Here is a 2,835-nt window from a genome sequence, read left to right as displayed (position 1 = left end):
TCTCTCCTCCCAACCACCAAAATTTAATGAAACTTTAAGCTTATTTGTATATAATTTCATTTCCTTTTCAATTTTCAAGCCTAAAAACTTGAAACGAAGTCTTAGAAAACTTCTTTAAAAGGAACTCTCAAGAGTTTTAAAACTTTTCATTATGTAATATTTTTTAATTTTGATGAAATGTTTGTAAAATGATATTTTGAGTTTTATTGTTCTTTAAATTTAATATTGTTATTTTCAAATCTTATAGTCAATCTTTGAAATCTAAATAAGTGATCGATTGAGCCAGAAAAGATTTAGGTATGAGTTATCATATAAAATCTTTTTAAAACCATAAAGAGTCTTTGAAATGAAATTCAACTCTTTTTGAACTTTTTCTTTGAAGAAAAAGATTAAATTCTCATATAATACAAACTTTAGACTAGCTTACTATCCTTTAGGGTAGGTCGGGCTGGCCTTTAGTTTTGCTACTTTAGTAAGAGCTTTGCTCTTACGCTAAAAGTAGATTTAATGGAGAGTTTGATCCTGGCTCAGAGTGAACGCTGGCGGCGTGCCTAATACATGCAAGTCGAACGATGAAGCTTTTAGCTTGCTAAAAGTGGATTAGTGGCGCACGGGTGAGTAAGGTATAGTTAATCTGCCCTACACTGGGGGACAACACTTAGAAATGAGTGCTAATACCCCATACTCCTACTTAACACAAGTTAAGTAGGGAAAGTTTTTCGGTGTAGGATGAGACTATATAGTATCAGCTAGTTGGTGAGGTAATGGCTCACCAAGGCTATGACGCTTAACTGGTCTGAGAGGATGATCAGTCACATTGGAACTGAGACACGGTCCAAACTCCTACGGGAGGCAGCAGTAGGGAATATTGCGCAATGGGCGAAAGCCTGACGCAGCAACGCCGCGTGGAGGATGACACTTTTCGGAGCGTAAACTCCTTTTCTTTGGGAAGAATTCTGACGGTACCAAAGGAATAAGCACCGGCTAACTCCGTGCCAGCAGCCGCGGTAATACGGAGGGTGCAAGCGTTACTCGGAATCACTGGGCGTAAAGGGCGCGTAGGCGGACTATCAAGTCTCTTGTGAAATCTAGGAGCTTAACTCCTAAACTGCTTGGGAAACTGATAGTCTAGAGTGAGGGAGAGGCAGATGGAATTGGTAGTGTAGGGGTAAAATCCGTAGATATTACCAAGAATACCCATTGCGAAGGCGATCTGCTGGAACTCAACTGACGCTAAGGCGCGAAAGCGTGGGGAGCAAACAGGATTAGATACCCTGGTAGTCCACGCCCTAAACGATGTATGCTAGTTGTTGGGATGCTAGTCATCTCAGTAATGCAGCTAACGCATTAAGCATACCGCCTGGGGAGTACGGTCGCAAGATTAAAACTCAAAGGAATAGACGGGGACCCGCACAAGCGGTGGAGCATGTGGTTTAATTCGAAGATACGCGAAGAACCTTACCTGGGCTTGATATCCTAAGAACCTTGTAGAGATACGAGGGTGCTAGCTTGCTAGAACTTAGAGACAGGTGCTGCACGGCTGTCGTCAGCTCGTGTCGTGAGATGTTGGGTTAAGTCCCGCAACGAGCGCAACCCACGTATTTAGTTGCTAACAGTTAGGCTGAGCACTCTAAATAGACTGCCTTCGTAAGGAGGAGGAAGGTGTGGACGACGTCAAGTCATCATGGCCCTTATGCCCAGGGCGACACACGTGCTACAATGGCATATACAATGAGACGCAATAGCGTGAGCTGGAGCAAATCTATAAAATATGTCTTAGTTCGGATTGCTCTCTGCAACTCGAGAGCATGAAGCCGGAATCGCTAGTAATCGTAGATCAGCCATGCTACGGTGAATACGTTCCCGGGTCTTGTACTCACCGCCCGTCACACCATGGGAGTTGATTTCACTCGAAGAGGGGATACTAAACTGGTTACTCTCCACAGTGGAATCAGCGACTGGGGTGAAGTCGTAACAAGGTAACCGTAGGAGAACCTGCGGTTGGATCACCTCCTTTCTAGAGTACAACTTATAGCTTTCATTAGCTATGAGTCATCATATATAAGTTTTTCACGAAGCTTATACACTACTACATAAAGTAGTAAATCTCAATCGTGCTTGTTTAGATTTTAAAGATTGACATAGTTATTTTTAAAGAACGGAGTGCGGAATATGAATCACACTTTTTAAAATTTGCCTTGCAAGTTTTTCTGTATTCTGTATTCTGTAGTCAGTTCTCCAAATTGGGGAATTAGCTCAGCTGGGAGAGCGCCTGCTTTGCACGCAGGAGGTCAGCGGTTCGATCCCGCTATTCTCCACCATAAGATTTTTAATACTTACCAAGGTATTTTAATGGGCCTATAGCTCAGCTGGTTAGAGTGCACCCCTGATAAGGGTGAGGTCACAAGTTCAAGTCTTGTTAGGCCCACCAGAATTCATTAAGATTTGAAAAAGAAACAACAATGAAAGGCTTTAAAATTTAAAGCAAGCATAAGAAGCTTAAAGTCTAACTCAAATAAAGTTAAACAAACAAAGTTTCATCTTATCCTTGCTTTAGGTTTTAAACCTAATGTTCTTTAAATTATCATTGTTAAGAGTCACAAACAAGTTTTAATAAAAACAATTTTACTGAACTTGTTAGAGTTGTAAAGACTTGATTATTTTTGCGTAAGATAAATATATTCTTACAAAAACTTTAGCCCTCACAAGCTAAGGCTTTCCGTCTTAAAATAAAAAAGACTTTACCTTATAGCTTTAACAAGGAAGTGATGCGTTTTAGAATGAAAAACATAGGCACATAAATAGAATTTTTCTATTTAATTATGTCAAAAAGCT

General features: G+C 40.5%; 2 tRNA genes and 1 rRNA gene. All 3 read left to right on the top strand.

Annotated features, from left to right (window positions below):
• The first annotated feature begins 504 nt into the window (after positions 1 to 504).
• The 3 genes from CQA38_RS09125 (at position 505) to CQA38_RS09115 (ending at position 2,431) form a co-directional block, all read left to right on the top strand.
• A 16S ribosomal RNA gene (locus CQA38_RS09125) occupies positions 505 to 2,017 on the top strand.
• A gap of 228 nt (positions 2,018 to 2,245) precedes the next feature.
• A tRNA-Ala gene (locus CQA38_RS09120) sits at positions 2,246 to 2,321 on the top strand.
• A gap of 33 nt (positions 2,322 to 2,354) precedes the next feature.
• Positions 2,355 to 2,431, top strand: a tRNA-Ile gene (locus CQA38_RS09115).
• Positions 2,432 to 2,835 lie beyond the last annotated feature (404 nt).

The organism is Campylobacter sp. MIT 12-5580 (assembly GCF_005406235.1).
GTDB lineage: Bacteria > Campylobacterota > Campylobacteria > Campylobacterales > Campylobacteraceae > Campylobacter_D.
Note: the sequence above shows the minus strand (reverse complement) of the source record. Positions and strands in the feature narration are given on the sequence as shown.